The 22,368-nt window shown below is 62.1% G+C and carries 21 protein-coding genes; 10 read left to right on the top strand and 11 right to left on the bottom strand.

Annotated features, from left to right (window positions below):
- Nucleotides 1–24: 24 nt before the first annotated feature.
- Together BM062_RS08155 and hisC are read right to left on the bottom strand one after the other, a co-directional pair.
- The gene (locus tag BM062_RS08155) at nucleotides 25–1,173 is read right to left on the bottom strand and encodes an MFS transporter (RefSeq protein ID WP_092395629.1); all 1,149 of its coding nucleotides are present in this window, start codon (nucleotides 1,171–1,173) and stop codon (nucleotides 25–27) included.
- 97 nt (nucleotides 1,174–1,270) lie between these two features.
- On the bottom strand, nucleotides 1,271–2,359 hold the full coding sequence (gene hisC / locus BM062_RS08150) for a histidinol-phosphate transaminase (protein WP_092395627.1): 1,089 nt from the start codon (nucleotides 2,357–2,359) through the stop codon (nucleotides 1,271–1,273).
- Between the two features lie 205 nt (nucleotides 2,360–2,564).
- On the opposite strand from hisC, the gene BM062_RS08145 reads away from it, so the two are divergent.
- The 8 genes from BM062_RS08145 (at nucleotide 2,565) to BM062_RS08110 (ending at nucleotide 10,224) form a co-directional block, all read left to right on the top strand.
- Nucleotides 2,565–3,185, top strand: a complete 621-nt coding sequence (locus BM062_RS08145) for an OmpW/AlkL family protein (protein ID WP_092395625.1) — start codon at nucleotides 2,565–2,567, stop codon at nucleotides 3,183–3,185.
- A gap of 175 nt (nucleotides 3,186–3,360) precedes the next feature.
- Nucleotides 3,361–4,212, top strand: coding sequence for a mechanosensitive ion channel family protein (locus tag BM062_RS08140; protein ID WP_092395623.1), 852 nt, complete (start codon nucleotides 3,361–3,363; stop codon nucleotides 4,210–4,212).
- Between the two features lie 297 nt (nucleotides 4,213–4,509).
- Nucleotides 4,510–5,562 carry a type II asparaginase gene (locus BM062_RS08135; RefSeq protein WP_144738392.1) on the top strand — a complete coding sequence of 351 codons (1,053 nt, stop codon included), beginning with the start codon at nucleotides 4,510–4,512 and terminating at the stop codon, nucleotides 5,560–5,562.
- 211 nt (nucleotides 5,563–5,773) lie between these two features.
- Nucleotides 5,774–6,745, top strand: a complete 972-nt coding sequence (locus tag BM062_RS08130; protein WP_092395619.1) for a glycosyltransferase family 2 protein — start codon at nucleotides 5,774–5,776, stop codon at nucleotides 6,743–6,745.
- Between the two features lie 13 nt (nucleotides 6,746–6,758).
- Nucleotides 6,759–7,184 carry a GtrA family protein gene (locus BM062_RS08125; RefSeq protein WP_175500927.1) on the top strand — a complete coding sequence of 142 codons (426 nt, stop codon included), beginning with the start codon at nucleotides 6,759–6,761 and terminating at the stop codon, nucleotides 7,182–7,184.
- The gene (locus BM062_RS08120; RefSeq protein WP_092395615.1) at nucleotides 7,174–9,333 is read left to right on the top strand and encodes a DUF6311 domain-containing protein; all 2,160 of its coding nucleotides are present in this window, start codon (nucleotides 7,174–7,176) and stop codon (nucleotides 9,331–9,333) included. Before BM062_RS08125 ends, BM062_RS08120 begins: the two co-directional genes overlap by 11 nt.
- A 66-nt stretch (nucleotides 9,334–9,399) precedes the next feature.
- Nucleotides 9,400–9,978: a DUF4337 domain-containing protein gene (locus BM062_RS08115; protein WP_092395701.1), complete on the top strand. Its 579-nt coding sequence runs from the start codon at nucleotides 9,400–9,402 to the stop codon at nucleotides 9,976–9,978.
- 27 nt (nucleotides 9,979–10,005) lie between these two features.
- Nucleotides 10,006–10,224 carry a DUF6500 family protein gene (locus BM062_RS08110; protein WP_092395613.1) on the top strand — a complete coding sequence of 73 codons (219 nt, stop codon included), beginning with the start codon at nucleotides 10,006–10,008 and terminating at the stop codon, nucleotides 10,222–10,224.
- A 61-nt stretch (nucleotides 10,225–10,285) separates the two neighbouring features.
- Here BM062_RS08110 and ettA read toward each other — a convergent pair whose 3' ends face one another.
- The 6 genes from ettA to BM062_RS08080 all read right to left on the bottom strand — a co-directional run bounded on the left by ettA (nucleotide 10,286) and on the right by BM062_RS08080 (nucleotide 18,266).
- The gene (ettA, locus tag BM062_RS08105; RefSeq protein WP_092395611.1) at nucleotides 10,286–11,953 is read right to left on the bottom strand and encodes an energy-dependent translational throttle protein EttA; all 1,668 of its coding nucleotides are present in this window, start codon (nucleotides 11,951–11,953) and stop codon (nucleotides 10,286–10,288) included.
- Nucleotides 11,954–12,030: 77 nt separating this feature from the next.
- Complete coding sequence (gene rarD, locus BM062_RS08100) at nucleotides 12,031–12,921, bottom strand: EamA family transporter RarD (RefSeq protein ID WP_092395609.1); 891 nt, start codon at nucleotides 12,919–12,921, stop codon at nucleotides 12,031–12,033.
- Nucleotides 12,922–13,110: 189 nt separating this feature from the next.
- Nucleotides 13,111–14,349 (bottom strand): Bcr/CflA family multidrug efflux MFS transporter, encoded by a 1,239-nt coding sequence (locus BM062_RS08095; protein ID WP_092395607.1) that lies wholly within the window; start codon nucleotides 14,347–14,349, stop codon nucleotides 13,111–13,113.
- Nucleotides 14,350–14,531: 182 nt separating this feature from the next.
- A complete protein-coding gene (locus BM062_RS08090) occupies nucleotides 14,532–15,770 on the bottom strand; it encodes an ArgE/DapE family deacylase (RefSeq protein ID WP_092395605.1) in 1,239 nt (412 codons plus the stop codon).
- A gap of 44 nt (nucleotides 15,771–15,814) precedes the next feature.
- Complete coding sequence (gene alr / locus BM062_RS08085) at nucleotides 15,815–16,921, bottom strand: alanine racemase (protein WP_092395603.1); 1,107 nt, start codon at nucleotides 16,919–16,921, stop codon at nucleotides 15,815–15,817.
- A gap of 58 nt (nucleotides 16,922–16,979) precedes the next feature.
- Nucleotides 16,980–18,266, bottom strand: a complete 1,287-nt coding sequence (locus BM062_RS08080; RefSeq protein ID WP_092395601.1) for a D-amino acid dehydrogenase — start codon at nucleotides 18,264–18,266, stop codon at nucleotides 16,980–16,982.
- A 137-nt stretch (nucleotides 18,267–18,403) separates the two neighbouring features.
- Between BM062_RS08080 and BM062_RS08075 the strand changes: the two genes are divergently transcribed.
- On the top strand, nucleotides 18,404–18,895 hold the full coding sequence (locus BM062_RS08075; RefSeq protein ID WP_092395599.1) for an Lrp/AsnC ligand binding domain-containing protein: 492 nt from the start codon (nucleotides 18,404–18,406) through the stop codon (nucleotides 18,893–18,895).
- A 63-nt stretch (nucleotides 18,896–18,958) separates the two neighbouring features.
- Nucleotides 18,959–20,347 (top strand): amidohydrolase family protein, encoded by a 1,389-nt coding sequence (locus BM062_RS08070; protein ID WP_139220011.1) that lies wholly within the window; start codon nucleotides 18,959–18,961, stop codon nucleotides 20,345–20,347.
- Between the two features lies 1 nt (nucleotide 20,348).
- Here the strand turns inward: BM062_RS08070 and BM062_RS08065 are convergent, their stop codons facing one another.
- From BM062_RS08065 to BM062_RS08055, 3 genes are all read right to left on the bottom strand, one after another.
- Nucleotides 20,349–20,999, bottom strand: a complete 651-nt coding sequence (locus BM062_RS08065) for an alanyl-tRNA editing protein (RefSeq protein WP_092395595.1) — start codon at nucleotides 20,997–20,999, stop codon at nucleotides 20,349–20,351.
- A gap of 81 nt (nucleotides 21,000–21,080) precedes the next feature.
- Nucleotides 21,081–21,935 carry a pirin family protein gene (locus BM062_RS08060; RefSeq protein WP_092395593.1) on the bottom strand — a complete coding sequence of 285 codons (855 nt, stop codon included), beginning with the start codon at nucleotides 21,933–21,935 and terminating at the stop codon, nucleotides 21,081–21,083.
- 23 nt (nucleotides 21,936–21,958) lie between these two features.
- Entirely contained in the window at nucleotides 21,959–22,342 is a 384-nt protein-coding gene (locus BM062_RS08055) for a DoxX family protein (RefSeq protein WP_092395591.1), read from the bottom strand.
- Nucleotides 22,343–22,368 lie beyond the last annotated feature (26 nt).

The raw sequence follows: 22,368 nt of genomic DNA, 5'->3' as shown, positions 1-22,368 counted from the left end.
AGCGGATATTTTAACGTAACGACATCATTCGAGCCATCTGGCGCGGCCGGCCGCCAGTGCCACCGCAATGCAGAGCACGCCTACCAGCGACAAGGCCGCAGGCAGGCCGAAGCCATGCGCCAGGAAGCCGATGATCGGCGGTCCGATCAGGCCGCCGGTGTAGCCCATGGTGGTGACGCCGGCCAGCGCGGTCGGGCCGTGGCGGCCGGCGGCGCTGAAGATGAACGGGAAGATGGTGGCAACGCCGGCGCCGGTCAGGGCAAAACCGGCGATGGCGAGCGGCGCCTGGCTGGCGAGCAGGGCGACCAGCATGCCGAGGCCCGCGGTCAAGGCGCCGCCGGCGACCACACGGCGGGCGCCGAACGATTCCTTCAGCTTGTCGCCGATTATGCGCGTCAGCAGCATCATGGCGGCGAAGCAGGCAAACGCCAGCGGCGCCACGCCGTCGCTGGCAGACAGGCGGTCTTTCATGTAGACCCCGCTCCAGTCGGCCACCGAACCTTCGACGATCGCGCCGCCGAAGGCGACCACGCCGAGCGCAATCAGCGGGCCGTGCGGCAGCGCGAAGTGTTTTTTGCCGGCGATGAATTGCGGCCGGTCATTCGGCAAGGCGCGATAGCACAGGCGCATCGGAACCAGCACACACAGAGCAACCAGGCCGAAGTGCAGCAGCGGCCTGATTTCCATGCCGGCGATGGCGCTGCCGAGCAGGGCGCCGGACAGCGTGCCGACGCAAAACCAGGCATGCAGCTGCGACATGATCGAGCGTCCGGCAAGCCTTTCCGCTTCGGCGCCGAGCGCATTGATCGCCACATTGAAGCAGCTGGAACAGACCCCCAGGCACAGCATCGCCAGCATCAGCCATGGCAGCGACGGCGCCAGAGCCAGGCAAGGGATGGTCGCCAGCAGCGCCAGGCCGGCGTACCAGCAGGCGCGGCGCGCGCCGTAATGGCCTACCAGCCAGGCCGCCAGCGGAAAAGAGCCGACTGCGCCGATGCCGCCGCCCAGCAGGAACAGGCTGAGGCTGGCGGGATCGAGCTGCAGGTTGTCGCGCAGCGCCGGGATGCGCGACACCCAGCTGGCGTAGATCACGCCCAGCAGCAGGAACAGCAGCGGCAAGGCGGCCTGACGCATGCGGGTGTCGACGGCGGGCGGCGCTATTGGGTTGGACATTGCGGAAGGAGTTGGAAGCCGGTGGAAACAGCGAAATAACCGCGAAATAACAGCGAAATGGCGATGGATGGCGGTGCACCGCCATCCACGGCGAGGATCAGAAGTCGACCGGCATGTCTTCCAGGTGCGCCTGCAAGGCATCCAGCAGCGCCTGGCAAGCTTCATCCGTGCCCACGGTGATGCGCAGGAACTGCGCGATGCGGGCGCTGCCGAAATGACGCACGATGATGCCGTCGGCGCGCAGGCGGGCGGCAAGCTTGGCGCCGTCGTGGCGCGGATGGCGGGCGAACACGAAGTTGGCGGCCGACGGCAGCACGTCGAAGCCGAGCGCGGCCAGGCCGCCGACCAGGTGCTCGCGGCTGGCGATGACGGCCTGCCGGGTTTTGTCGAAATGCGCCTGGTCCTTGATCGCCGCCGTGGCGCCGACGATCGCCATGCGGTCCAGCGGATAGGAATTGAAACTGTTCTTGACCCGTTCCAGCGCCGTGATCAGGTCCGGGTGGCCGATTGCAAAGCCGACCCGCAAGCCGGCCAGCGAACGCGACTTGGACAAGGTCTGCACCACCAGCAGGTTGGGATAGCGCGCCACCAGCGGGATAGCGCTGTCGCCGCCGAAATCGACATAGGCTTCATCGACAATCACCACGCAGTCGGGCTGGCCGGCGACCAGCCTTTCCACTTCGTCCAGCAGCAGCAGGCAGCCGGTAGGGGCGTTCGGATTCGGGAAAATGATACCGCCGGCGGGCGTGTTCAGATAATCGTCGACCCGCAGCGTAAAGTCCTCGGCTAGCGGCACCATCCGATGGGCGATCTGGTACAAGCCGCAATAGGTCGGATAAAAACTGTAGCTGATGTCCGGGAACAGGATCGCCTGCTCATGCTGCATCAAAGCCTGGAAGGCATGGGCCAGCACTTCGTCGGAACCGTTGCCGACGAACACGTGGGCCGGCGTGATGCCGTGCGCGGCGTTCTGCTCGGCCAGCGCCAGCTTCAGCGGCTCGGCGTCCGGGTTCGGATACAGCCGCAGGTTGTCGCCCAGTTCGGCGCTCATGGCCGCCAGCGCCAGCGGCGAAGGACCATACGGGTTTTCGTTGGTATTGAGCTTGACCAGCTTGCTCAGCTTCGGTTGTTCGCCGGGGGTGTAAGGCGTCAGGCGGCTGACGACGGGACTCCAGAATTTGCTCATTGTGTCGCTAAAGAAGGTAAGGGCTACAGCTAGGCGGATCAGACAAGGTGAATCAGCCATATGGTAGCAAACCCGGCGCGGTCTGGCTGCTACCGGTGAAATTGCCTGCATGCCGGTGCAATGACCGTGACTTGATTTACATCAAAGTAAATTCAGGTAAATCCTCTTAGAGTGCTTGTCGACATGGACGACATAGGAATGGAAAATGAAAAAATCAGCATTGCTGGCAACCTTGGTAACCTTATTGACACTGGGTTTTGCCGTTGAGGAAGCCGTGGCACAAGAAAGTCCCTGGCAGGTACGCGTGCGCGCCGATTACCTGAAGCCTGCGGACAAATCGGATTCGATCGGGGGCGTTGGTGCGTCCGATCGTTTGCATGTCAATGACAAGACCATACCGGAAGTCGATATTTCTTACTTCTTCACTCCGAACTGGGCGGCCGAACTGGTCTTGACCTATCCGCAGAAGCAGGATGTTTCGCTGGATGGAAAAAAGATCGGCACATTCAAGCATTTGCCGCCGACGCTGACGATGCAGTACCACTTCCTGCCGCAAGCGCAGTTCAGTCCCTACCTTGGCGCCGGGCTTAACTACACACGTATTTCCAGCGTCGATCTGCTGAATGGTGCGGGCCGTCTGGATAACAGCAGCTGGGGTTTGGCATTGCAGGCTGGTCTTGATTACAAGCTGGATCAAAACTGGTCGCTGAACCTGGATGTGAAAAAACTGCAGATTCGCAGCGATGTCTACGCGGGGGGCGATAAAATCAGTCGCGTCAAGATCGATCCGTGGTTGATCGGCGTGGGTGTCGGTTACCGTTTCTAAGCAGGATTTGTGTGTTTGTTGTTTAAAAGTCGATTGTTTCCTCAGCCCTTAAACAGGTTGTTGCGCGTCGGGCACGACACTGCCTGGCGCGTTTTTTTTGAGGCTACTGGTAACATAGAGGGCTCAATGCGCGGACCCGGTTCGCGTTATTTTATTCAAGCAACAGGAGCTAACTTTGAACATATCCGCCGCCAATCACCTCTCTTCGATCTGGGATTTTCTTCTTGAATCGGGCTTGCACTATGGCCTCAACGCCGTGCTGGCTATCGTCACGCTGGCGGTCGGCTGGTGGCTGTCGTCGCGTTTCGCCAATGCGCTTGACCGGGTAATGACCCGCGCCAGCCTGGACGCCACCTTGCGTCCGGTGCTGCGCAGCGTGTTGCTGTGGCTGGTACGCCTGATCACGCTGGTCGCCGTACTTGGCCAGTTCGGTGTGCAGACCGCCAGTATCATCGCCGTCCTTGGCGCCGCCGGCCTGGCGATCGGCCTGGCATTGCAGGGGACGTTGCAAAACATAGCCGCCGGCATGATGCTGCTGTTCCTGCGGCCGTTCCAGGTCGGCGAATACATCTCCAACGGCAGCATCGAGGGCACCGTCGATGAAATCGGCCTGTTTGCCACCAAGCTGACCAAGGCCGACGGCATCTGCCTGTTCGCGCCGAACAACCAGCTATGGAACAGCGCGCTGACCAACTTCAGCCGTAACAACACGCGCCGCATCGACATGCCGGTCGGCATCAGCTACAAGGACAATCCGGCGGTCGCGATCCAGGCCCTGAAGGAACTGCTGCTGGCGGACGAGCGCATCCTGGCGACGCCGGCGCCGTTCGTGGTGGTCACCGACCACGCCGACAGTGCGGTCATGCTCAATCTGCGGGCATGGACCACGACTTCCCAATACTGGGATGTGCGCTGGTCGCTCGCACAAAAAGTCCAGGCCGCGCTGGCGGCGGTGAACTGCACGATCCCGTTCCCGATGCGCGAACTGCATATCACGCGTGAAGCGGAAGCCAAGCTTGCCGCGTGACGGGCGTGCTTCTTGCTCGTTGATTGCTAGTTGATTTTTTGGCAGGAAACCGATCCGGTTAAGCCTTTTCTTATTGAAATGATTGCATATAATATTTATGCATAATCCTATGCATAAATGGCATTAGATCGCTTTGCCGACTTTAGCTACAGTTCCGCGGCGCGGCAGCGCGTTGCAGAACGTTGAAATGCCGCGTGACCGCTTTCGGCTCAGCCGGCGGTCCACAACAATCAACAGATCAGGAGATTTATGTCTACCCGCAAACTTACACTGCGTACCCTCAATTCCTACGCATTGATGATGTTCGGCGCCTTGTTGCTGTCCACTTCCGTGGCGCATGCGCAGGACAGCCAGGCCAAACTGCCTAACGTGATGATCCTGGCTACCGGCGGCACCATTGCCGGCACCGGCGCCGACAGCACCACCACGGTCGGCTATACCTCGGCCACCGTCGGCGTTGAAAAACTGATCGCAGCGGTTCCTGAGCTGAAGAAAGTCGCCAATGTCAAAGGCGAGCAGGTATTCCAGATCGCCAGCGAAAGCATGACCAACGACCACTGGCTGAAGCTGGCCAAGCGCGTCAACGCCTTGCTGGCGCAACCGGACGTGGACGGCATCGTCATCACCCACGGCACTGACACCATCGAAGAAACCGCTTATTTCCTCGACCTGACCGTCAAGAGCCGCAAGCCGGTAGTGGTGGTCGGCGCCATGCGTCCATCGACCGCGATTTCCGCCGACGGCCCGATCAACCTGTACAACGCCGTGCTGCTGGCCGGCAGCAAGGATGCCATCGGCAAGGGCGTGCTGGTTTCGCTCAACGACCAGATCAACTCCGCGCGCGAAGTGAGCAAGACCAACACGTCGACGACCGACACCTTCAAGTCGACCGAACTCGGCATGCTGGGTTATATCCAGGGCAACAAGGCGTATTTCTACCGGCAATCGACCCGCAAGAACACAGTCGACACCGAGTTCGACGTCAGCAAGCTGGACGTGCTGCCGCAGGTTGACATCATCTACGGCTACGCCAACATGACCCGCGCCGCGCTCGACGCCCAGGTCGCCTCCGGCGCCAAGGGCATCATCCAGGCCGGCGTCGGCGACGGCAGCATTGCCGCGCAAATGAAAACGCCGCTGGTTGAAGCGCGCAAGAAGGGTGTGATCATTGTCCGCGCCAGCCGCGTCGGCCAGGGCATCGTGGCGCGCAACGGCGAAGCCAACGATGATGAACTCGATTTTGTGGTGGCTGACACGCTGAATGCGCAAAAAGCACGCATCCTGCTGATGCTGGCGCTGACCAAGACCAGCAACACCAAAGAAATCCAGCGCATGTTCTACACTTACTGATTGTCGTGTTGCAAGCCGAGGCGGCGCTGGCCGTCCCGGCTGCAGGCCCAGGCAAGTAAAAGCCGGCTGAATCGGATTGACGATTTGGCCGGCTTTTGCGTTTACCGCGCTGCTCGCCTGCAACAGCGCTTGCAGCAAGGGTTTTGCGCTGTTTCCGGGCAGAATGATGCTAATATGAGCAGACGTACAAGTGATAATCCCAGACCAGGCAATGCACGTTAACTCCCCAGACCAAGCGCCACACAAGCCACTGCTATCGCTGGTGGTCCCCTTTTACAACGAGAGCGCTGCCGTTGCCTGTTTCTTCCAGCGGATAACCCCCATACTGGCCGCCCTCGACACGCTCGATTACGAGATCGTCTGCATCAACGACGGCAGCGCCGACGATACCTTGGCGCAGCTGATCGCCATCGCCGACCGCGACAGCCGGGTACGGGTGATCGACCTGTCGCGCAATTTCGGCAAGGAAGCGGCCCTGACCGCAGGCTTGAACGAAGCATTGGGCGACGCCGTGATTCCCATCGATGCCGACCTGCAGGATCCGCCCGAAGTGATTCCGCTGCTGGTCGAACAATGGCGCAACGGCTACGAAGTGGTGCTGGCCAAACGCGCCAACCGCGATAGCGATTCCTACATGAAGCGCAAGACCGCCGGCATGTTTTACCGTTTGTACAATGCGGTCTCGGACATCAAGCTGCCTGAGAACGTTGGGGATTTCCGCCTGGTCGACCGGCAAGTGCTGGATGCGCTCAAGCAGCTGCCGGAAAACCGGCGCTTCATGAAAGGGCTGTTTGCCTGGGTCGGCTTCAAGACCGTCACGGTGGAATACGCGCGCGAAGCGCGCAGCGCCGGAGAGTCGAAATTTTCCGGCTGGCGCCTGTGGAATTTTGCGCTGGAAGGCATCACCAGTTTCAGTACCGTGCCTTTGCGCTGGTGGACTTATTTTGGTTCGGCGATTTCACTGTTCGCCTTTATCTACGGCCTGGTGATCATTTTCAAGACGCTGATCCACGGCATCGACATGCCGGGTTATGCATCCATCCTGACGGTGGTGCTGTTCCTCGGCGGGATCCAGCTGATCGGCATCGGCGTCCTCGGTGAATATATGGGCAGGACCTACCTGGAATCAAAAGGCCGCCCGATTTACCTGATTCGCCGCCGCTACCAGAAAACCGAAGACTAGCAGCAGGATGGTTATGCATCGCTTCAGGCGGTTCCTGATCTATGCCGCCGCCGGCGGCGTGGGCACGGCATGCCAGTACGCCGTCCTGATCCTGCTGGTGCAGGGCGGCCTGTCGGGACCGGTGCCGGCTTCGGCGGCGGGCGCCCTGGCCGGCGCGATCGTCAACTACGGGCTGAATTACTGGATCACCTTCAAGAGCCAGGCCGGCCACCTGCAAACCGCCAGCCGTTTCGGCCTGATCGCCGCCGCCGGCATCGCCCTGAATACCGGCCTAATGCACCTGCTGACCGTGCAGCTGACGCTCAATTACCTGCTGGCGCAGATATTCTCTTCAGCGGCCGTGCTGGTGCTGACTTATTCCGCCAATACGCTTTGGACCTTCGGATCGAAACGTCCGCGCGACAAGGACGTCTCCCATCGTTCCCGACATGATGACTAGAAAATTTCCTCCCGTACTGCTGGCGGCGCTGATCGGCCTTGCCGCTTTTGTGTTCTATACCGGCGGCGCCATCGTCTGGCCGACTTCCACCGAGTGGCTGATGCGCGGCGATTTCGGCCAGCATTTCCTCGGCTGGAATTTCTTCCGGAATACGCCGATGCTGCAATTTCCCCTTGGCGCCAACCTGGCCTACGGCGAACTGCTCGGCAGTTCGATCGTGTTTACGGATTCGACGCCGTTGTTCGCATTCTTTTTCAAGCCCTTCGCGGCGCTCCTGCCGCAACCGTTCCAATATATCGGCATCTGGCTTGCCCTGACCGTCGTGCTGCAAGCGGTTTTTGCCTACAAGCTGCTGTCCCTGTTTTCCGCCGAACGCCTGACGCTGTTTCTGGCGACCGCGTTTTTCGTCATCGCACCGCCGTTATGGTGGCGCATTTACCTTGAAGCGGAATCCTTGTCGGCGCACTGGCTTATCCTGGCCGGCCTGTACCTGTATTTCGGCGCAAGATTTCGCTGGCGCGGCTGGCTGCTCTTGCTCGGCGCGGCATCGCTGGCGCACGCCTACCTGCTGGCCATGGTGCTGGCGATCTGGATCGCCGACCTCCTGCAGCGCTGGCTGAAAAAGCAGGTTTCGCCGTGGGCGCTGGCAGGCCTTGCCCTGTCGACCGCCGTTTGCCTGGGATTGCTCATGTGGAGCACCGGCTACTTCATGCTGCGCGATGGCCTGAGCCAGCCGGTCGGCTTGAGTTATTACCGCATGAGCCTGCTGGGACTGATCGACCCCATCGCCTGGTGGTCGACAGTGTTGCCGGACCAGCCTCGCGGCGGCGGCGAGTTCGACGGCTTCAGTTTCCTGGGAGTGGGGATGCTGGCCTTGCTGGCCGTTGTGGTCGTTTTATCGGTGTCGCGGTCGGTGCGCAGCAATGCCGCCCAGCGTCCGGCGCCGGCCTGGCGCTGGGCGACATTGCTGCCGTTGCTCATCGTCGCCTCGGGGTTGACCTTGCAGGCGCTGAGTTCTTATATCGGCTGGGCCAACCATGATGTGCTGGTATACCCGCTGCCGGCTTTCCTGCAAAAGATCCTGGGCATATTCAGGGCGTCGGGCCGCATGTTCTGGCCGGTGTTTTACCTGATCTACGTTGGCGTGTTTTACGCTGCCTTCAAGCTGCTCGACAAGCGCTGGCTGCCATATCTGCTGGGCGCGCTGCTGGTGCTGCAGCTGGCCGACAGCAATGACGCCGCGCTGAATATCCGCAAAAGCATGCGCGAATACCGATGGACTTCGCCTCTGCAGTCCGCTTTCTGGAAACAGCTCCCGCCAGGCTACCGGCGGATTGCAATCACCATGCCGGCAGTGTATTCGCCCGACTATTTCCCGATCGCCCTGTTTGCTTCGGAGCAGCGCCTGACCATCAACCACGGCTATTTCGCCCGGATCGACCAGAGCCGGCTGGTGACAGAGCAGCGCAAGGCTACCGAGGCCGTATTTACCGGCCGCTACGATCCGCAAACCTTGTATGTGTTCCTCGGCGATGCGCTTTCTCTCTCGCTCTGGGAGCAGGCGAAAATCACCGCCGGCCCGAATGACCTGGTTGCCGAACTTGACGGCTACCGGATACTGGCGCCAGGCTGGAAACACTGCAGCGAGTGCCAGCGTTCGAATCCGGCCCAAGCCGCGGCGGCGCCAGCGCCGCCGGCTGACTACACGCTCGGTACGGCCATCGATTTCCGTACTGGCGGCAATGCCGGCTCCTATCTCACCGGCGGCTGGTCGGCAGCGGAAACCTGGGGCACCTGGACCAACAGCAATGCGGCAGCGGTGTGGCTGAACGTACCTGGCGTGCCAGGGCAAGCGATTGCCGCCGACCTGACGCTGGAAGTGCTCGGCCAAGCCTACGTCATGGCCAAGCACCCGCAGCAGACCATCCAGGTTTCCGCCAACGGCCAGGCCCTGGGCGAGCTGCATTACACTACAAAAATCAACCGCGGCAAGCAAAGCCTGCGGATTCCGGCGGGGCTGCTTGAGAAAAACCATGGCAGGCTGCTGCTCTTGTTCACCGTGGCGGAAACGGTTTCGCCGTTGCAGGTGATGGAAAACAAGGACATGCGGGGCCTCGGCCTGGGCGCCATATCGATGGTGGTCCGCTGATTTCGGCTCCGGCCACGATCATTGCATTTACAATTGCCGTTTAACCTGTTTGCCGAGACCACAGCCATGTCCGAAGAATTCGAAGTTCCCAGTCCGCATGAACACCATATCGAGCACGTCACCGAGCACGCCCACGGCAGCGGCGACAATTTCGCCGGCAAGATCGCGGTGATGACGGCAATCATGGCGACCGTCGGCGCCTTGTTCAGCTACCAGGCCGGTTCCACCGAGAGTGCGGCGGCGATGAACAAGAACAACGCCGCCATCAAGAAAACCGAAGCGGCCAACCAGTGGAATTACTACCAGGCCAAGTCCAGCCGCCAGAACCTGGCTGAGCTGGCGACCCATATTCCGGGCGTCGACGCCGCGCACTACAGCGCTGAAGCAGCGCGCTACAAGAGCGAAAAAGAAGTCGTGCAGAAAAAGGCGGAAGCGCTCGAAGCCGAGGCCAGCGAGTGGGATGAAAAATCGGAGCTGGCGCTGCACCAGCATCACCGCTGGGCGCAGGCGATGACGGCGATCCAGATTGCGATTTCACTGGCGGCGATTACTTTGCTGACGCGCAAGGAGTGGCTGAAAAAGATGGCGTACGGCGCCGGAGCGCTCAGCGTGGTGCTGGGCACGCTGGCCTGGCTGCATATTTAACTGCGGTTGGGTAAAGAAGGAAATCCGATGAGGGCAAGCTTAAAAGAGAAAATAATTGATATATGCAACAAGAAAATCAATGACAAGGGCTTGGATGTAGGATTGTCGTTTTATGCATTCTTCGCGAACAAGAATGATAATCCAGCGTTACTCATGGAAGCTGCCGAATGGTGGATCATGACACATCAGCTGGACCATTTTGAAAAAGCGGTAAAGATCAAAAAAATGGTCGAGGAAATGGCTTAAGCCATCCACGTCAGAAAAACAGAAAGCGCAGCGCGCCTTCTGTTCCGTCACATCAAATCAATCAGCGCGTCACCGGCTTGTAGCGGATCCGCTTAGGCTTGGCGCCTTCTTCGCCCAGGCGCTTGCGCTTGTCGGCTTCATATTCCTGGTAATTGCCGTCGAAGAACGACACCTGCGATTCGCCTTCAAACGCCAGGATGTGGGTGGCGATGCGGTCCAGGAACCAGCGGTCATGGCTGATCACCATCACGCTGCCGGCGAATTCCAGCAAGGCGTCTTCCAGCGCGCGCAAGGTTTCGACGTCGAGGTCGTTGGACGGTTCATCGAGCAGCAGCACGTTGCCGCCTTGCAGCAGGGTCTTGGCCAGGTGCAGCCGGCCGCGTTCGCCGCCGGACAGGTTGCCGACGATCTTTTGCTGGTCGCCGCCCTTGAAGTTGAAGCGACCCAGGTAAGCGCGCGAAGGCATTTCAAAACGGCCGACGGTGAGGATGTCGGCGCCGCCCGAGACGTCTTCAAATACGGTCTTCTGGTCCGATAGGGAATCGCGCGACTGGTCGACGATCGATACCCGGGCGGTAGTCCCAATCACCACTTCGCCGCTGTCCGGCTGTTCCTTGCCGGTGATCATCTTGAACAGGGTTGATTTACCGGCGCCGTTGGGGCCGATGATACCCACGATGGCGCCGGCCGGGATGCGGAAGCTGAGGTTGTCGATCAGCATGCGGTCGCCGAACGATTTCGACACGTTCTTGAATTCGATCACTTCATTGCCCAGGCGCTCGGCTACCGGGATGAAGATTTCCTGGGTCTCGTTGCGCTTCTGGTATTCGTGTTCGCTCAGTTCATTGAAGCGCGCCAGGCGGGCCTTGCTCTTGGCCTGGCGGCCTTTCGGGTTTTGCCGGACCCATTCCAGTTCCTTGGCGATGGTTTTCTGGCGCGACGATTCGGTTGCTTCTTCCTGCTTCAGGCGGTTGCCCTTTTGCTCCAGCCACGAACTGTAATTGCCCTTCCACGGGATGCCGTGGCCGCGGTCTAGCTCCAGGATCCATTCGGCGGCGTTGTCGAGGAAGTAGCGGTCATGGGTGATGCCGACCACGGTGCCGGGGAAGCGCTGCAGGAATTGCTCCAGCCAGTCCACCGATTCGGCGTCCAGATGGTTGGTCGGTTCGTCCAGCAGCAGCATGTCGGGTTTCGACAGCAGCAGGCGGCACAGCGCCACGCGGCGCTTTTCACCGCCGGACAGGACGCCGATCTTGGCGTCCCAGGGCGGCAGGCGCAAGGCGTCGGCCGCCATTTCCAGCTGCAGGTCGAGGTTGCCGTCGCCGGCGGTGGCCAGGATATCTTCCAGCCGCGCCTGTTCCGCCGCCAGCGCGTCGAAATCGGCGCCTTCTTCGGCATAGGCAGCGTACACCGCATCCAGCTTGGCTTGCGCTTCAAACGCTTCGCCCAGCCCGCCTTCGACGGCCTGGCGTACGGTCTGTTCCGGGTCGAGCTGCGGTTCCTGCGGCAGGTAGCCGATGTTCAAGCCCGGCATGGGCACCGCTTCGCCCTGGATATCCTTGTCGATGCCGGCCATGATTTTCAGCAGGGTCGACTTGCCGGAACCGTTCAGGCCGAGCACGCCGATCTTGGCGCCGGGGAAAAACGACAGCGAGATATCTTTCAGGATTTGACGTTTGGGCGGCACGATCTTGCCGACCTTGTTCATTGTGTAGACGTATTGGGCCATGGGGAGCAATGATGATTAAGTGAATAGACAAGCAGTAAAGAGCTATCTGGACTGCCAAGAATAACCGATGTGGATGCTTAAGTCGAAGCGGCGGGGCGCGCTGCAAATGTCCGCCACAGGCCTTCGACCGAATACAGGGCCAAAGCCACCCAGATGACGATGAACCCTGTCAGCCTGGCGCCGTCCAGTTCCTCGTTATACAGCCACACGCCCAGCAGCAGCTGCAGCGACGGCGTGATGTATTGCAGCACGCCGACCAGCGACAGCGGGATGCGGCGGGCGCCGGCGGCGAACATCAGCAGCGGAATCGAGGTGATCGGGCCGGCGGCGACCAGCAGCCACCTGGTCGATATCGAGGCGCTGGCGAAGGTATTGTGGTCCTGCACCGTAGTATACGCCAGGTAAGCCAGGGCCAGAGGCAGCGCCAGCGCCGTCTCCAGCGCCAGGCCGGGCAGCGCGCCGAGGCTGGCGGTCTTGCGCAGCAGGCCGTAGCTGCCGAACGTCACGGCCAGGGTCAGCGCGATCCATGGCGGGTGGCCGGCTTGCCAGGTCAGCCACAGCACGGCGGCGGCGGCCAGGGCGATCGCCAGCCATTGCAGCAGGCGCGGCCGTTCGCGCAGGAAGATGAAACCGAGCGCCACGCTGACCATCGGGTTGATGAAATAGCCGAGGCTGGCTTCGACGATGTGGTTGTTGTTGACGGCCCAGATGTAGGTGGTCCAGTTGGCGGTCAGCAGCAGCGCGCTGGCGGCGAAGCCGCCGATGACGCGCGGCTGGCGCAGCACCGGGCCGACCCAGGCCCACTGCTTGCGCACGGTCAGCACGATCGCCAGGAACAGGAACGACCACAGCATCCGGTGCATGACGATGTCGACCGGCGGAATCTCGGCTTCCAGCGCCTTGAAGTAAATCGGGAACAAGCCCCACAGGATGTAGGAGGCGATCGCATAGAACATTCCTGCTTGCATGGTGTGGGTCTGTAAAAAGGTGAGGGAACGGCGCCGGGTTTCAGTGATGTTTCTGCCACTTGTTTCAGGCGCATTTAAACAACATCCAGCATTTTACGCATAAGCGGCGCGCCCGGCGCTCAAGATGCGCATATGGGCGCCCAGTCAGACAGCCATTAATTCCTGGAAATGCGCCCGCCGTCCGCGCGCTCATGGCTGCGCCGCAGCCTGCAGCAGGCGGCGGTGTTCAGGCCGCGCCACGAAACGATGCAGCAGCAGGCCGCCGACGCCACAGCTAGCCATCACCACCATCAGCGGCAATGCCGTGCCGTCATGCCACAAGCTCATGCTGATGCCGGAGGTGATGCCGAGCGTGAACTGCAGGGTGCCCATCAGCGCCGACGCGGTGCCGGCCTGTTTGCCTTGCTGCGACAAGGCGATCGCCGATGCGTTCGGGCTGATGAAACCGTAGCAGGCCAGGTAGCCGAAGAAACCGACCAGCAGCAGCGGCAGGCTGTTGAAGCCGCAAGCCACCAGCAATGCTATCGACAGGCTCAGCAGGGCCGGCAGCCACAGGGCGCGGCCGAGGATGGCGTCGAGCGAATATTTGCCGACCAGGCGGGCGTTGACCTGCGAGGCGGCGATCAGGCCGAAGGCATTGGCGCCGAACACGAAGCCGAAATGCTCAGGCTTGATGCCATGCAGTTCGATCAGTACAAAAGAGGAACCGGTAATGTAGGCAAACATGCCGCCCTGGAGCAGGCCGCCGACCAGGCTGTAGGCGACAAACTGGCGGTCCAGCAGCAGCCGGCCGTATTGTTTCAGGGTGCGGCCCAGGTGCAGCGGCGCCGCCTGGCGGCGGTCCAGCGTTTCCTGCATGGTGTAGTGGATCGCCACCAGGCAAAACAGGCCGAAGGCGGCCAGGCCGCCGAAAATCACGCGCCAGCCCCAGAACTTGAGCACGCTGCCACCGATCAGCGGCGCCAGGATAGGCGCCAGGCCCATCACCAGCATCATCAGCGAAAACGCCCTGGCGGCGCCGGTGGTGCCGAGCCGGTCGCGGATCACGGCGCGTGCGATCACCATGCCGGCGCAGCCGCCCAAGCCTTGCAGGAAGCGGAACACGATCAGTGCAATGACGTCTTGCGACACCATGCAGGCGAGCGAACCCAGCAGGTACAGCGTCATGCCGACATACAGCGGCGGCTTGCGGCCGAAACGGTCGCTCAGCGGCCCGTAAAACATCTGGCCGACCGCCAGCCCGACCAGGAAACTGGCCAGGGTCAGCTGCACCAGGTTGCTGCCGACCCCGAACTGCTGCGCGATGGTCGGGAAGCTCGGCAGGTACATGTCGATCGACAGCGAACCGATGGCGGTCAGCGCGCCAAGTAAAAGAAGCCAGCCCGGGAGCAGTTTCTCCGGGGCTGAAGTTGCAGAAGTGTTTGTCATGGGATGCTTGGAGTAGCGCCAGTTGCTGGCGCCGGGTTAAATATGTACGGCGGGTGAAAGCGCTGGCAGGAACTGCCGGGATGCGGCACAGACATGATCTTGTGCGCTCGAGCGATGGCTAATCTTACACCAACATCGGGATGTCTGCCGGGAGGTGCTCGGGGCCGCCCGGCAATCGTGGTCTATTGCGCGAGGAAATCGAGCAAAGTCAGCGCCACCACTTTGGTGGCTTTGCGCAGGTCGTCCAGCGCCAGGTTTTCATCGGCCTGCTTGGCGTTCGATTCCATCAGCGTGCGCGGACCGGCGCCGTACAGCACCACCGGAATGCCGTGTTCGCCGTACAAGCGGGCATCGGTATAGAGCGCCGAGCCAATGGCCGGAATCGCTTCGCCTAAAACGGCTTGCGCATTCTTTTGCACGCTGGCCAGCAGTTTTTCGTGGCCCGGCAGCGGACGCAGCGCGCGCGCCAGCAGCAGGCGCTTGATGTCGACGCGGATGCCCGGCAGATCGGCGACAGCGGCAGCGATCATGGCCCGCACGTCGGCTTCGACAGCCGCCGGGTCTTCTTCCGGGATCATGCGGCGGTCCATCTTCAGCACCACCTTGCCCGGCACCACATTGGTGTTGGTGCCGCCGTCGATGCGGCCGACGATCATGGTCGGATGGGTGATGCCGGGAATGGCCGAACTGATTTTTTTCAGGTCGGGCAGCTTGGCGTAGATCGCCTGCAGGACCTTGGTCGCTGCCTGCAATGCGTCGTGGCCGGTTTCCGGCATCGAGCCGTGGGTCGCCTTGCCATGCACCGTCACCTCGAACTGCAGGCAGGCGTTGTGCGCGGTGACGACGTTGTAGCTGAAGCCGGGGCCGATCACCAGGTCCGGTTTGGTCAGCTGGTTTTCCAGCAGCCAGGCCGGCCCCAGCAAGCCGCCGAATTCTTCGTCATAGGTGAAGTGCAGTTCGAGCGCGCCCTTGAGCGGCACGCCGAGCGCTTCCAGTGCGCGCACGGCAAAAATATAGGTGGCGAAATCGCCTTTGGACACCGTGGTGGCGCGGCCGTAGATGCGGCCGTTTTCGATTTCGCCGCCATACGGCTGTTTGGTCCAGCCTTCGCCTGGCGGCACCACGTCGCCGTGGGCGTTCAGCGCCAGCACCGGGCCGGCGCCGGCATACTGGCGGCGGATGATCAGGTTGGTGATGCTTTCCATGCCGTAGTCTTTGACGGCGGCGGCCGGCACCTGGTGCTTCTCGGCCTGCCAGCCCCAGGCGGCGACCAGCTCGGCCACGGCGTCGGCGTGCGGCGCGTTATTGCCGGGCGGGGTGTCGGTGGGAGTGCGGACGATCTTTTGCAGGAATCCGACTTCTTCGTCAAAGTGGCCGTCGATCCAGTTGAGCAGCTGGTCGGATAAGGTTGTATTGGACATGGCGTGAAATTAAATGATTGCAGGAGCGGGTTCGAGAGCTGGCATCACTGCCCGACATACTCCCGATAGTAGCGCATTCCCAAGCCGGTCAGGATTTCATAGCCGATGGTGCCGGCCAGCCGCGCAACGTCGTCGACCGGGCGGCTGGGACCGATCAGTTCGACCAGGGTGCCCGCCTGCAGCCGTTCGGCGGCAATGCCGGTGACATCGATGGTGATCGAATCCATGGAGACGGTGCCGACCATCGGCGCGGCCTTGCCGTCGATGAACACGACGCCGCGGTTGCTCATGCCGCGCAGCCAGCCGTCGGCATAACCGACGCCGACGGTAGCGATCTGCCGCTGTTCCGTGGCGCTATAACTGATGCCGTAGCCGACATGGTCGCCGCGTTCGATGGTGCGGGTTTGCAGGATGCGGCCATGCAGGGCGGCTACCGGCTGCAGCGGATTGGCGGCGCCGGCCACCGGCGCGATGCCGTACAGCGCGGCGCCGGGGCGGACCAGGTCGAACTGATAGTCGGCCCCAAGAAAAATCCCGGAAGAGTTGGCCAGGCTGGCCGGCACCTGCGGCAGGCGCTGCCGCAGCGCCTTGAAACGCGCCAGCTGGCTGGCGTTCATCGGATGGTCCTGGTGTTCGGCGCAAGCCAGGTGGCTCATCAGGAACAGCGGCGGGATGGTTTGCTGGTACAGCGGGTCCGCCAGCCAGGCTTCGGCTTCGGCCGCCGGCAAGCCCATCCGCGACATGCCGCTGTCGACCTGGACGATGGCCGGCAGCGGCCGCTGCAGCGCTTGCGCCAGCGCATGCCAGTCCTGGACCTGCTGCAGGCTGTTGAGCACCGGCGTCAGGCCGCGGCTGATGAATTCCTGCCCGGTGCCGGGCGGCGGCCCATGCAGCACGAATACTTGCGCGGTTGCCGGCAGATGCGGTCGCAGTGCAATGCCCTCGTCGAGGTGGGCGACAAAGAAGTGGCGGCAGCCTTCCGCCGCCAGCGCCGGCCCGACCCGTTCCGCGCCCAGGCCATAGGCGTCGGCCTTGACGGCGGCGCCGCAGGCAGCCGATCCGGCTTGCTTGCGGAGCAGGCGATAGTTACTGCGCAGGGCGTCGAGATCGACGGTCAGGATCGCGCCTGCATGTGCCGCTTGTGGATGCATGATGTATATCGTTCAGAAAACGGTGGTGACAGTGATATCTGCCGCGGCAGCAACCGCGTCAGGCGTAAGCGGGGTGCTCGCTTTGCGCGCCATGCCTGCTGTAGCGGCCGACCGCCAGGTCATCCGCGGCAATCGCCGGCCGCTTGCCGGAGATCAGGTCGGAGAGCAGCTGCGCCGAACCGCAAGACATGGTCCAGCCGAGCGTACCGTGGCCGGTGTTGAGGAACAGGTTGCGGATATGGGTGGCGCCGACGATCGGCGTGCCGTCCGGCGTCATCGGCCGCAAGCCGGTCCAGAAACTGGCGGCGGCGGTGTTGCCGGCGCCCGGGAACAGGTCGTTGACCACCATCTCCAGGGTGGCGCGTCGTTTCGGCTTGAGGGTCTTGTTGAAGCCGACGATCTCGGCCATGCCGCCGACCCGGATGCGGTTGTCGAAACGGGTGATGGCGATCTTGTAGGTTTCGTCGAGGATGGTCGAGACCGGCGCCGCTTCGGCGTCGACGATCGGCACCGTGATCGAATAACCTTTCAGCGGATACACCGGGATATCCAGCAGCGAGCCGAGGAAGCCGGTCGAATAGGCGCCCAGCGCCACCACGTAGCTGTCGGCCTGCAGGTGCTCGGGGCCGCACTGGACGCCGGCGATCTCACCGTTGGCCAGGGTCAGCGCATCGATCTGCAGGTTGTAGCGGAAGCGCACGCCCAGCTCTTCGGCCATCTTGGCCAGCCGGGTAGTGAACATCTGGCAGTCGCCGGTTTCATCGTTCGGCAGGCGCAGGGCGCCGCTCAGCTTGTGCTTGACCGCTTCCAGCGCCGGTTCCGCCAGCGCCAGCTGGTCCGGCGTCAGCAACTCGAACGGCACGCCGGTGTCTTGCAGGACCTGGATATCCTTGGCGGCGTCGTCCAGCTGCTGCTGGCTGCGGAACACCTGCATGGTGCCGAGCTGGCGGCCTTCGTAAGCGATGCCGGTATCGGCGCGCAGCACCTTGAAGCAGTCGCGGCTGTATTCAGCCAGGCGCACCATGCGTTCCTTGTTGACGGCGTAGCGGGCCGCGCTGCAGTTGCGCAGCATCTGCCACATCCAGCGCAGCTGGAACAGGGTGCCGTCGGGGGTGATCGAGAGCGGCGCGTGCTCTTGCAGCATCCACTTCAGTGCTTTCAACGGGATGCCGGGCGCAGCCCAGGGCGAGGCGTAGCCGGGGGAAATCTGGCCGGCGTTGGCAAAACTGGTGTCTTGCGCCGGACCCGGCAGGCGGTCGATGACCGTTACTTCGTGGCCGGCGCGGGCCAGGTAATAGGCGCTGGTGACGCCGACCACACCGCTGCCAAGAATGAGCACCCGCATCTTGATTCTCCCTAACGCCTGAATTGGTTTTTATTTACAGTAATAAGCGCTATGCTAATAGCTAATTTACAGCATTTGTTACTGTATAAATCGATATATTCAGGATTTAACACTAAAAATACCAGCAAATTCGAGACATGAGAATCTACAAGGAATCAAGCCGCACCCTGGACAAGCTGGACCGCCATATCTTGCGTTTGCTGCAGCAGGACGGCCGCATGTCGATGAAGGACCTGGGCGAGCAGGTCGGCTTGTCGATCACGCCGTGCATCGAGCGCGTCAAGCGGATGGAACGCGACGGCGTCATCGACGGTTATTACGCCCGCGTCAACCCGGCCGCGGTCGGCGCCAAGCTGCTGGTTTTTGTCGAGATTACGCTGAATCAGAAATCGGCGCATGCCTTCGAGCAGTTCCGGCGCGAAGTGCTGCGCATCCCGGAGGTGCTGGAATGCCACCTGGTGTCCGGCGATTTCGATTACCTGATCAAAGCCCGCATCCGCGAAATGGCGGAGTACCGCAAACTGCTGGGCGACATGCTGCTGCAGCTGCCGGGCGCGGCGCAGTCCAAGAGCTATGTTGTAATGGAGGAAATCAAGGAAACGCTGGCATTGTCGATGGAAAGCAAGTAGCGGCGTCTTCCTCGGTTTCATCTCGTGGACTCATTCAAATTACAACGCCAACGGAGACCGTAATTGAAACTACTCGCCTTGATCGCGGCGGCTGCGCCGCTCCTTCTTTGCCCACCTGCCTTCGCGCAAACGCCGCAACCGCAACCCGCGGCAATTACCGCATTCGTCGCGGTCAACCTGCTGCCCATGGACACCGACCGTATCGTGCGCAACCAGACCGTGCTGGTCGAGAACGGCAAGATCGCCGCGATCGGACCGGCGGTGCCGATTCCAAAGGACGCGCGCATCGTCGACGGCCACGGCAGCGCGTTCCTCTCGCCCGGACTGGCCGACATGCACGTCCACTCGGACACCACCGGCGACATGCTGGTCTACCTGGCCAACGGCGTCACCACGGTGCTGAACATGGGCGAGGCGTCTAACGGTTTCATGGCGGAAGTGCGGCCTGAGATCAATCGCGGCAAGCTCGCCGGACCGCATGTTTATGCCGGTTTCCTGGTCGACGGGACGCCGCAGTACGGCCACTTCGTGGTGACGACGCCGGAGCAGGCGCGCGCCATCGTCGGCCTCGCCAAAACCAACGGCTACGAATTCATCAAGGTCTACAACAACCTGTCGCCGGCCGTGTTCCAGGCGCTCGTCGAGGAAGGCAAGAACCAGCAGATTGCAGTCATCGGCCACGGCGTCACCCGGGTCGGGCTGGAACGCCAGCTCGACGCGGGACAGGTCCTGGTAGCCCATGCCGAAGAATTTTTTTATACGACGTTCTCCCATCCTGAGAAAAAAACCGCGGACGCATCGGGGCAAATGAACAGTGCGCCTGATCCTGCCGAGATTCCGGCGGCGATCGCTTTCATCAAGCGCAACAAGGCTTTCGTCACGGCCGACCTCATCACCTATGCAACGATTGCGCAGCAGTGGGGCAAGCCGGAAGTCGTCGAGGGTTACCTGCGCGCACCCGAAACCCGATACGTGACGCCGGCGCGGCGGATTCGCTGGCGGGAGGATGATTATGCGGAACGCCAAGGCAGTCTTGACGCCCGGGTCGCATTCCTGAAACGTTTCATCAAAGAGATGGCGCAGGCCGGCGTGCCTCTGGTGACAGGCACCGATGCGCCGGCCATTCCCGGCCTGGCGCCCGGCTTTTCCTTGCACGACGACCTGCGCGCCCTGGAGCAGGCCGGCCTCAGCAGGTACCAGGTGCTGTCCGCCGCCACCCGCACGCCGGGTGAACTGATCCGCCGTTCCGTGCCCGACGCTGAGCCGTTTGGCACGATCGCAGTGGGCAACCGCGCCGACTTGATGCTTTCCGCGAAAAATCCGCTGGACGATCTCTCGACCTTGCGGACCCCGCTTGGCGTCATGGCCAATGGCAACTGGCATCCTGAGCCCGAGCTGCGCGCGCTGCTGGAGCAGGTCGCGGGCAAGTACGAGCGCGCCTTCAAGCCCTGATTCAGGCGGCGCTCTCCAGCAAGCTGATTTCGATGCGCTCCTTGCCCTTGCCGATATTCTTGCGTTTCAGCCTGAGCGCGCCGACCTCGGCGGTCGAGCGCGGATGGGTGCCGCCGCAGGCCATCCTGGCGAATCCGGCGACTTCCCAATAGCGCCGCTGCGCCGCTTCATCGGTGAAGGCGGTGACGATAGGCAGGTCGGCCTGGAGCAGGGCGGCCACCTCGCTTTCGATCTGCGGCAGCAGCACGGCGATGCTGCCTTCGTGGGCAAAGTCGATGCGCCCTTTGTCGGCCGAGATATGGGCGCCGATGCGTTCGATGCCGGGCCGCAGCTTGTACACCAGCTGCAGCACCATCTCGGCGGCGAAGTGCAGCCGCATCAGGCGATAGCGGCGGTCCCAGTCGATCGCCACCTCGACGGCGCTGCCGGCCTGCAGGCCATGTCCCGGAGCCAGCGTGTAGAGAATGTCCAGGCCGTCTTTTTCCGCGGACAGCACGGGATGCCCGGCCACGGTGCCGTGGTCGCTTTCCTGGCCGCCGGAAAAGGCGAAGAAAATGGTTTCCGCGAGGCGGATGCGGTCGCTGTCGACGGCCACGACCTTGGTGTCAAGCGTGGTGCGGTAAGGATCTTGCCAGAAGAGCTTGCGTGTCATGGCCGGCCGGAATAATGAAATGTCCGGTAAGCATAACAAAAGGGGCGAGTGGATTGCTCGCCCCTTTCTCTTTTCACGCTCTCAGATCTTGCCGTCGCGGAAATCCTGGATCGCCTGCTCTACCTGTTCGCGGGTGTTCATCACGAACGGCCCCCACTGCGCAATCGGCTCGTTGAGCGGCTTGCCGGCAATCAGCAGGAAGCGGCTGTTGCCTTGCGCCTGCAGGCTGACGCCGGCGGCATCGGCGCTGTTGCTCAGGATCGCCATGCGGCCGGCCGGTGCGCTGCGGCCGTCTTCGCCGATGCGCAGCGCGCCCTCGAACACATACAGGAAGGCGTTGTGCCTGGCCGGGATCGGCAATTCCAGCTGCTGGCCGCCCTCCAGCTGCACGTCCAGGTACAGCGGCTCGGTGTGCGGCCTTTGCACCGCGCCGGCGGTGCCGAAAGCGGCGCCTGCAATCACCTTCACCTTGACGCCGGGCTGCGGCGAAACCTGCGGAATCTGGTCGGCCTGCAGGTCGCGGTAGCTGGGGGCGACCATCTTGTCGCCGGACGCCAGGTTGAGCCACAGCTGGAATCCGCTCATCAGGCCGTCTTCCTGTTCCGGCAGTTCCGAGTGCACCAGGCCGCTGCCGGCCGTCATCCACTGCACGCCGCCGGCCTGCAGCAAGCCTTCGTTGCCGGCATTGTCGCGATGGCGCATGCGGCCGGCCAGCATGTAGGTGACGGTTTCAAAGCCGCGGTGCGGATGGTCGGGGAAACCGGCGAGATAGTCTTCCGGTTTGTCCGAATGGAAATTGTCGAGCATCAGGAACGGATCGAGCCGGCGCTGCAGGTCGTTGGTGAGGACCCGCACCAGGCTGACGCCGGCGCCGTCCTGGGTGTTGATGCCGGTGACCAGGCGTTCGAGCTGGCGGTTGAAAAGAGGTTTGTTCATAAATTTCTCCGGGCAGGTCGCGCTTATTTTTTCGCATCCGTATCGACCGCCGCCAGCATGAGCAGGGCGCCGATGATCGAGATGTTTTTCAGGAAATGATTCAGCTGGTTTTGCACGCCGGCTGGATCGGCCTGCCAGAAACGATGCGCCGCCAGGGTGGCGCCGACCGTGAACAGCGCTACCACGAGCGCTGCGGGACGCGCATTCCAGCCGGTCATGATCGCCAGGCCGCCGCCGACTTCGACCAGGATGGTGACAAGCACGGCGAAAGTCGCGAATGGGATGCCGAGGCTGCTCATGTAGCCGACCACGCCGGAAAACGCGGTGATTTTCAGGAGGCCCGAAATGACGAACAGGGAGGCCAGCAGGACCCGGCCGATACGATACAGTGTTGGTGAAGTTTGCATGATGGTTCCAGTCTATAAAAGGGTTT

It is taken from the genome of Collimonas sp. OK412 (assembly GCF_900112135.1).
Taxonomy (GTDB): domain Bacteria; phylum Pseudomonadota; class Gammaproteobacteria; order Burkholderiales; family Burkholderiaceae_D; genus Collimonas; species Collimonas rhizosphaerae.
This window is presented reverse-complemented; position numbering and strand designations above follow the sequence as displayed.

Bases quoted from the DNA above. Each gene is read 5' to 3' on its own strand.
- BM062_RS08155 (WP_092395629.1), bottom strand. From the start codon at position 1,173: ATGTCCAACCCAATAGCGCCGCCCGCCGTCGACACCCGCATGCGTCAG.
- hisC (WP_092395627.1), bottom strand. From the start codon at position 2,359: ATGAGCAAATTCTGGAGTCCCGTCGTCAGCCGCCTGACGCCTTACACC.
- BM062_RS08145 (WP_092395625.1), top strand. From the start codon at position 2,565: ATGAAAAAATCAGCATTGCTGGCAACCTTGGTAACCTTATTGACACTG.
- BM062_RS08135 (WP_144738392.1), top strand. From the start codon at position 4,510: ATGATGTTCGGCGCCTTGTTGCTGTCCACTTCCGTGGCGCATGCGCAG.
- BM062_RS08130 (WP_092395619.1), top strand. From the start codon at position 5,774: ATGCACGTTAACTCCCCAGACCAAGCGCCACACAAGCCACTGCTATCG.
- BM062_RS08125 (WP_175500927.1), top strand. From the start codon at position 6,759: ATGCATCGCTTCAGGCGGTTCCTGATCTATGCCGCCGCCGGCGGCGTG.
- BM062_RS08120 (WP_092395615.1), top strand. From the start codon at position 7,174: ATGATGACTAGAAAATTTCCTCCCGTACTGCTGGCGGCGCTGATCGGC.
- BM062_RS08115 (WP_092395701.1), top strand. From the start codon at position 9,400: ATGTCCGAAGAATTCGAAGTTCCCAGTCCGCATGAACACCATATCGAG.
- BM062_RS08110 (WP_092395613.1), top strand. From the start codon at position 10,006: ATGAGGGCAAGCTTAAAAGAGAAAATAATTGATATATGCAACAAGAAA.
- ettA (WP_092395611.1), bottom strand. From the start codon at position 11,953: ATGGCCCAATACGTCTACACAATGAACAAGGTCGGCAAGATCGTGCCG.
- rarD (WP_092395609.1), bottom strand. From the start codon at position 12,921: ATGCAAGCAGGAATGTTCTATGCGATCGCCTCCTACATCCTGTGGGGC.
- BM062_RS08095 (WP_092395607.1), bottom strand. From the start codon at position 14,349: ATGACAAACACTTCTGCAACTTCAGCCCCGGAGAAACTGCTCCCGGGC.
- BM062_RS08090 (WP_092395605.1), bottom strand. From the start codon at position 15,770: ATGTCCAATACAACCTTATCCGACCAGCTGCTCAACTGGATCGACGGC.
- alr (WP_092395603.1), bottom strand. From the start codon at position 16,921: ATGCATCCACAAGCGGCACATGCAGGCGCGATCCTGACCGTCGATCTC.
- BM062_RS08080 (WP_092395601.1), bottom strand. From the start codon at position 18,266: ATGCGGGTGCTCATTCTTGGCAGCGGTGTGGTCGGCGTCACCAGCGCC.
- BM062_RS08075 (WP_092395599.1), top strand. From the start codon at position 18,404: ATGAGAATCTACAAGGAATCAAGCCGCACCCTGGACAAGCTGGACCGC.
- BM062_RS08065 (WP_092395595.1), bottom strand. From the start codon at position 20,999: ATGACACGCAAGCTCTTCTGGCAAGATCCTTACCGCACCACGCTTGAC.
- BM062_RS08060 (WP_092395593.1), bottom strand. From the start codon at position 21,935: ATGAACAAACCTCTTTTCAACCGCCAGCTCGAACGCCTGGTCACCGGC.
- BM062_RS08055 (WP_092395591.1), bottom strand. From the start codon at position 22,342: ATGCAAACTTCACCAACACTGTATCGTATCGGCCGGGTCCTGCTGGCC.